The sequence below is a fragment of the Arthrobacter sp. P1_D12 genome, assembly GCF_056406175.1.
Genome location: NZ_JBFUAR010000006.1, coordinates 95,541 through 101,964, shown reverse-complemented (window position 1 = coordinate 101,964; position 6,424 = coordinate 95,541). Strand labels below are relative to the sequence as shown.

8 protein-coding genes and 1 pseudogene are annotated in these 6,424 nt (G+C 64.3%); 5 read left to right on the top strand and 4 right to left on the bottom strand.

Annotation, left to right across the window (positions count from 1 at the left end; translation table 11 throughout):
* The 4 genes and pseudogenes from aspA to AC1DZV_RS06915 form a co-directional block, all read right to left on the bottom strand.
* A pseudogene (gene aspA, locus AC1DZV_RS06930) lies at window positions 1-212 on the bottom strand (aspartate ammonia-lyase); the annotation flags it as partial.
* A gap of 174 nt (window positions 213-386) precedes the next feature.
* Complete coding sequence (locus AC1DZV_RS06925; RefSeq protein ID WP_476952299.1) at window positions 387-1,115, bottom strand: FadR/GntR family transcriptional regulator; 729 nt, start codon at window positions 1,113-1,115, stop codon at window positions 387-389.
* Window positions 1,116-1,432: 317 nt separating this feature from the next.
* A complete protein-coding gene (locus AC1DZV_RS06920; RefSeq protein WP_476953325.1) occupies window positions 1,433-1,618 on the bottom strand; it encodes a hypothetical protein in 186 nt (61 codons plus the stop codon).
* 16 nt (window positions 1,619-1,634) lie between these two features.
* Window positions 1,635-2,840 carry a glutamate--cysteine ligase gene (locus AC1DZV_RS06915; RefSeq protein WP_476953324.1) on the bottom strand — a complete coding sequence of 402 codons (1,206 nt, stop codon included), beginning with the start codon at window positions 2,838-2,840 and terminating at the stop codon, window positions 1,635-1,637.
* A 439-nt stretch (window positions 2,841-3,279) separates the two neighbouring features.
* On the opposite strand from AC1DZV_RS06915, the gene AC1DZV_RS06910 reads away from it, so the two are divergent.
* The 5 genes from AC1DZV_RS06910 to AC1DZV_RS06890 all read left to right on the top strand — a co-directional run bounded on the left by AC1DZV_RS06910 (window position 3,280) and on the right by AC1DZV_RS06890 (window position 6,371).
* Window positions 3,280-3,726, top strand: a complete 447-nt coding sequence (locus AC1DZV_RS06910) for a hypothetical protein (protein WP_028276898.1) — start codon at window positions 3,280-3,282, stop codon at window positions 3,724-3,726.
* Between the two features lie 96 nt (window positions 3,727-3,822).
* Entirely contained in the window at window positions 3,823-4,209 is a 387-nt protein-coding gene (locus tag AC1DZV_RS06905; RefSeq protein ID WP_476953323.1) for an SHOCT domain-containing protein, read from the top strand.
* Window positions 4,210-4,493: 284 nt separating this feature from the next.
* Entirely contained in the window at window positions 4,494-4,685 is a 192-nt protein-coding gene (locus tag AC1DZV_RS06900) for a hypothetical protein (RefSeq protein WP_476953322.1), read from the top strand.
* Window positions 4,686-4,738: 53 nt separating this feature from the next.
* The gene (locus AC1DZV_RS06895) at window positions 4,739-5,188 is read left to right on the top strand and encodes an SRPBCC family protein (RefSeq protein WP_459384580.1); all 450 of its coding nucleotides are present in this window, start codon (window positions 4,739-4,741) and stop codon (window positions 5,186-5,188) included.
* Between the two features lie 289 nt (window positions 5,189-5,477).
* The gene (locus AC1DZV_RS06890; protein WP_476953321.1) at window positions 5,478-6,371 is read left to right on the top strand and encodes a response regulator; all 894 of its coding nucleotides are present in this window, start codon (window positions 5,478-5,480) and stop codon (window positions 6,369-6,371) included.
* Window positions 6,372-6,424: the final 53 nt, after the last annotated feature.

Below are 6,424 nucleotides of genomic sequence, written 5' to 3'. Positions count from 1 at the left end.
CCGAGCTCGTGGTTGGTGCGGGCGGCGGCGAGTTTCACGGCGGCCAGCCCGCGGACCAGGTGCATGTTGGAGGACAGCGGCTGGCCGGTGATGGGGAAGTTCTCCACGGCCCGGAGGGTGTGGACGCCCCAGTAGGCGCCGGCGGGAACGTCCCGGTCACCCAGGAGATCGTGTTCGGAGCGGGTGTCCGGGGCGGTATGTGCGGTGGTCATGGGGTCCTCACAGGGCTTCGTTGACGGGTTTGGACGGTAAAAATCTGGGGTCGGGGCAGGACTGAGTGACGCCGCAGCCGGCACGGTGGGCATGGTTGTTCCAGGGCAAAGACGCCGCGCGGGGCTTGCGGCGATTGCAGCAGGGTAGGGTGGGTGAAATCCGGGGTTTAGGATTTAGCGCGTATGGCCGGCCCTGGAGTTTCCACTTCCGGGGACTATGGTGCCCAGGGCGCATTCGACCCCGTGCAAATGCAGCCTCATGGCCTGGGATGCTTCCTCGGCTGATCCATTCTCGATGGCAGCGAAAATGCGGGCGTGTTCCTGACCCGATTCCTTGCGCCGGTCAGCCACGAGGTTAAGGGTGTTTGATTGGTTGGCCATGGCGTCGCAGATGTCTGACAGGAATGATTCGAACACGCCATTGCCGCTGCACCGGGCGATGGTCACGTGGAACTCGGTGTTCAAAAGCACCCACTGCTGGAGATCATCTTCCTCGGACATTTCCCGGAGGATTTCCCGAAGGGCCTCCAGGTCTTCGCTGCTGCGGCGTTGGGCGGCGAGGCCCGCGGCCGGCACTTCCACGTGGGGGCGGGCTTCCACGAGGGCGCTGGCCGAATATTTGCCGAGTTTGAGGTCCTGGGCCACCTTGTCAGCGATGACGAAGGTGCCCTTACCCGTGTGGGTGGCCGTGAGTCCCAATGCGGTGCAGGAACGCAGCGCCTCCCTGACCATCGTGCGGCTCACGCCGTACTGTTTGGCCAGCGATGCCTCCGAGTCCAGGCGGGTGCCGACAGGAATCTTGCCGCCTTCGATTGCGTTGCGGAGGGATGCGAAGACCGCTTCGGCCGCGCCGACGCGCACCACTCGATCTTGTGCAGCTGTCCAGCTGTCCAACAGGTCCATATGAAGACTATGGCACCTGTCACACAGACCGTCAAGGAAGGTCCGAATATGTCGTGAGGGGAAGGACCTCAGGTGCTCTCGCCAAGGGTTGCGGATGCCGCCCCTGATGCTAGCCCGCGAGAATCGTGCTCGAAGTCGAGTTCGGAGTGGAATTCCAACGCCACGACGACGGATCCAAACCGAGAATGCCCGACCTTCTATCTCGGGACGTGAACCACGTGGCGGAAGTGATCACGACCACTCAGTGTGCCTGTGCCGAAATTTTGGTCGTGCAGAATGGGACCGCCACAGCCAAAAGACCGTGGCCATAGCCCCGTTCAGCCCAGCGATAAAAACATCGCCGGCGGCTGCCTGCCGATGGCCAGGTCAACGCCGACCAGCACCCGTGAACCCGCGGCGACCGCGGAGGAGATCACGGCCAGCACCAGCAGAACCATCCAAGGGAGGATCGCGGCTCGGGCGTGTGCCCGGGCGCTGGCAGGAGCCGGCTCCGCGTTACCCATATCCTCAACCGAGTCATCAGGAATGTGATCTGGGAATATCCGTCAGGTAGCTTGCAGGCGCCGGGACCGCCGGGGCTGGGCCGTGGTGTTCGACGCCGTGGGTGTGTCCCACGGCCTCGAGCACCACGGCGGCCAGGCTCTGTGTGCTCATCATGATCTCGCGCTGCCGGCGTGCACCTGTGCCGGCGCTCAGGATCCGGGCCGCTTCCGCGGTTACTTGCTCCTCGTCCCCGCTGTCGGCCAGGGCTGGCCGGATATGGGAGAGGAGGACCTGGACCGCTTCTCCAGCCGGGCATGGAATGTTCAGTAGGGGGTGCAGGAGGGTGTCGTCGACGCCTGATTGACTTGCCTTCCACGCCGCCAGGCGCAGTTGCCCGGCGGACAGCCGGGGCTCAGAAATCCCGGAGCGCCATTCCTGGGCGGCCCATTCAACGAGTCCCCGCACCAGCGCGGCAATCGCGGCCGCGTGTGAGGCCTCCATGCAGACGTCGGCAATGCGTACCTCCACAGTCGGGTGATTCCGGGAAAGGCGCGCGTCGAAGTACACCATGCCTTCATCGAGGAGTACGCCCGTAGCCAGCAGGGATTGAACGTACCGGTGGTATTCCCGTTCTGATCCGAACCTTTCGCAGGGCCCGGCGGTCGGCCAGCGGCTCCAAGCCTGGTAACGGAAGCTTGCGTATCCGGTGTCGGCACCCTGCCAGAAAGGGGAGTTCGCGCTCAGCGCCAGCAGCACGGGCAACCAACGCCGGATCCGGTCCAGGACTGCCACCCCTTCCTCACCGTCGGTGACACCGACATGAACATGGAAGCCGCAGGTGAGTTGCTCCCGGAGCGTCACCCCGAACCGCGTTGCCATGTTCAGGAAACGGGACTGCGCTACGAGGGTAGGAGTGGTCGGCATGGGACTGGTAGCCACGGCGACAGCTCGTGCGCCCACCGAACGGGCCGCCTCGTCGGCAAGCCGCCGGCCCTCGCGGATGCCCGCAATTACTTCCTGCAGCGTGGAACAGACAGGGCCGACGGCCTCGAGCTGCTCTTGCTGGACCTCCAAAGCCAAGGATGGGCCGCAACTGGTTTCAGGGCGCTGCGGGGCCTTGGCCAAGCACGCTTCCGCTGCGGGTACGGGCTGCCCCGTCGTGGCATCGACGAGCAGGAATTCCTCCTCGACGCCGAACGTCCTTGGAACCTCGCCGCCAGAACGGTTGGGTGGTCTCGTCATTGAAGAATTCAAGGCAGCTCCTAACAGGAAGGCCTCCAACCCTGCCACTGCAAGGCGGCTGCCAATGAAGCTATACAGCCCTCCTCCGCAAGCCATGATCACCGGCCCGCTCGCGCTGCTGATCCCCAGAATATCCCCAACAACAGCATGCCGGAAGGAAAAGCCCCTAAGACGGTCATCCAGACGCACGTGGCACCATCGCCCATACCTTCCGGGGAACGGGACGCGTAACGACGGCCGGGATCTGCTGCTGCCCAATGTGGGTAGGAGATCCCGCGGTCGGCGCCCGGTTGGTGGCGGGGCGCCGAGGGATTCCGGGTGCTAGCAGTACGTATCACCTTCCCCGGATGAGGCCCACGCCCGTGTTTCGGGCAGACAATGGTCGGACTTACGTGCGGCAGGGTTCCCTGCCGCATTCCATTTCGGAAAGGGGCCTCCAGTGTCCAGACCACACCCGATCCTTGCCGGATCGATCGCAGCCGGGGCAGCCATCGCACTGCTCACGGGCTGCGGCACGTCCAGCCCCGGCACCAGTGTCAGCAGCGCCAGAGCGGAGAAGAACGTTTCGCAGGCATGCGCTGCTGCCAGTGCCTTCGCCGGATCCCTGACAAATTTCAAACAGACACTCAAACCCGGTGCCACGATAGAACAGATCAAATCGGCACGGGAACAGGTCGCGAAGACCTACGACGACCTGGTCAAGGCCAGCCAGGACGTAGCCAAGGACGAAATGGACGCAGTTAAGACGGCCGAAAACAAGTTCGACGCAGCCGTCAGAGCCGTCCCGGATGATGCCACCCTTACTCAGGCGGCCGCCTCCCTGCGGGACGACGCCGCCAACGTCCAGGCCGCGGTCAGTGACCTCCAGACGGCGACTAAATGCTGACCTCAAGGCCCCTCCGGGCAGGTCTGCAGCTAGCCTCAGTCCTGCCCGGCTGCATTCCCGCCCCACACCGCTCCTACAGAAAGCAGGGAAGTTGACATGAGTTTCTGGGAAAACTTTTGGGATATCTTCTGGTGGTTCTTCCTCGTATACGCGTTCATCGCCTTCCTCTGGGCGTTGTTCGCCGTCATCGGCGACTTGTTCCGCGACGACACGCTGAGCGGCTGGTGGAAAGCCGTGTGGATCCTCTTCCTGGTCTTCGTGCCCTTGTTGGGTGTGCTGGTCTACGTGATTGCCCGCGGTAAGGGCATGACGGAGCGGTCCATGGCACGGGCCCAGGTGAACCGGGAGGCCTCGGATGCTTACATCCGCAGCGTCGCTGCACCGAGTCCGAGCGACGAGATCTCCAAAGCCACGGCTCTTCGGGACTCCGGAACAATCAGCGCTGATGAATTCGAAAGAATCAAGACCAAGGCTCTGGTCTGAGAGCGCCATCGACCCAGCACCGCTTGGCAGCAGATGCAATGACCATGGACGAGGTGGTGTCTTAGTCCTCGACCAGGGTGCGGTGTCCTTCTGCGCAACCGCCAGACTGTCGCTCCATGCCATTGGGCGGCACGGTGGCCGGTTGCCAGCCGTCGGGGGCGTTCCCGCAGGCGGTTCGGACCGGCCGAGGCTGCGAGGCATAACCCGATCAGTGGACTCTCCGGCTGCCCACAGGAAGCCGGGCTACTATCCGGCTGTCACTCCGTTTAGAAAAGGAGAACCCCTTGTCTGAAGAATCAGTAGGGAGCGTCGTGCTGGTGATGCACGATCTGGCTGCCGCGGAGGGCTGCGGTGTCATGGCCGTCCAGAACGCGGCGCTGTCCCTTGCCGGCGCTATCGGCCGTGGAGCCTGCCGATGCCTGGCTGGTCGCGTCGGCGGTCCGGTCCCGCGGCCAATGCCTTGGGTTGCGGGCTGATGTCTACAGACCAGGTGCCCACAACCCGGCGCCCTCTCGGCCAGGGTCACAGCATGGCCAGGCACTCGGTCGGGGCCGAGACACTGATCAAAGCCCGAAGCTCCACCGTCTGGGACGTCATCACCGATGCACGGAACTTCACCGTCTGGGAATCCGGCATCACGCACATCAGGGGCGAGTTGCGCAACGGTGGCACCATTAGAATCCGAACCCACACCGGAGGGGAGCGCACCTTCCGGCTGCGCGTGCAGCAGATGCCCGGCGAGGTGATGACCTGGACCCAGGGCTTGCCTCTGGGCCTGCTCACCGGGGTGCGCACCTTCACGCTTGAACCGGTGGGCGGCATGACGCACCTGCTCGTAAGAGAAGAGTTCACTGGCCCGCTTTGCGGGCTGCTGCTCCGGGAGTTTGCGTCCGACACGCAGCAGGCTTTCACCGATTACGTTAGCGCGGTCAGGAAACGCGCCGAAATCCTCGGCCGACACGTTCGAACCACGGGATGATGAGCGCCATCGGAGAAGCGCGCAGTGTCCAAGAGCGCCCGACGCTGCCCGAGCGTGCTCTGGGCCATACTCCCCGGCGGACCTCTAGTGGCGGTCTGAGGTTACGACACCGGTTATCTGCAGAACACCTTCAGAAAAGCCACGGATCCACCCCCGCGGGCCCTTGTTGGGTCGGCACTATCGGTTTACTGTGGGGCCTGTCGGGCAGTGTGCGCATGGATGCACGCTGGATGGGGACCGGACGGGATCATCCAGCACGCCTTCGGTGCCCTAAAAGCGAAGGAACGTAATGGCGATGATGGCTGAACCGGAAATCCACCCGCCGCCCCCTTTGGCCGGCCGGGGCGTCTATCTGCTGGACGACCACGAGGTCGTGAGACGGGGCCTGCGCCATCTACTGGAGTCCGGTGGTCTCAGCATCGCCGGAGAATCAGGATCCGCGCGCCGGGCGTTCCGGCGAATCCCTGCCCTCCGCCCGGAGCTGGTCATCCTGGACGATGATCTCCCTGACGGTTCAGGTGCCGACGTGTGCCGGGCCATCGCTGCGGCGGACCCGACCATCCGGTGCCTCCTGATGACCGGAGATGCCAACGAAGCCGTGCTGATCGACTCGATTCTGGCCGGCGCATGGGGGTGCCTGTCCAAACAGGACGGCAGCTGCGAACAGCTCAGGCTCATCCGCCGTGCCCTGGCCGGRCACACCGCGTACAGCGGCCGGTTCCGGACCGCGCTCGTTACCCCGCTCGTCGGGCCCGCAACCCAGTCCCTGGATAGGAGACTCCTGACCCTTACGAGACAGGAAATGAATACCGCCATCCGACTGGGGAGAGGGCTGACCAACCGCCAGATCGGCCAGGAAATGTCGCTGGCGGAAAAGACCGTGAAGAATCTGACCTCAACCATTCTGAGGAAACTCGGCATGGCGAGCAGGACGCAGGCCGCCGTGTTCATCACCAGGGCGCTGAATTCTTCTGACGACCCTGCCGACGGCGGATACCGGTTTAGCCCATCCCCGGCTCTGATCGCGAAGGTCACGGCAGCGCTGCTGACCTGCACCAGCGAGTCCTGCACCGTGCCACCCACAGACGAAGTGCGGGCAAGGGACGTCCGGCGGCTTACCGACGCACTCATGGCGGCCCGGACCGATCGGATGGGACCCCACCTGCTGCCCGGCCGGACTTAAAAACCCGGAATGCCGCGAACCGCGCTCCCGGTGAGAGGCTGCGCATCCAGTAC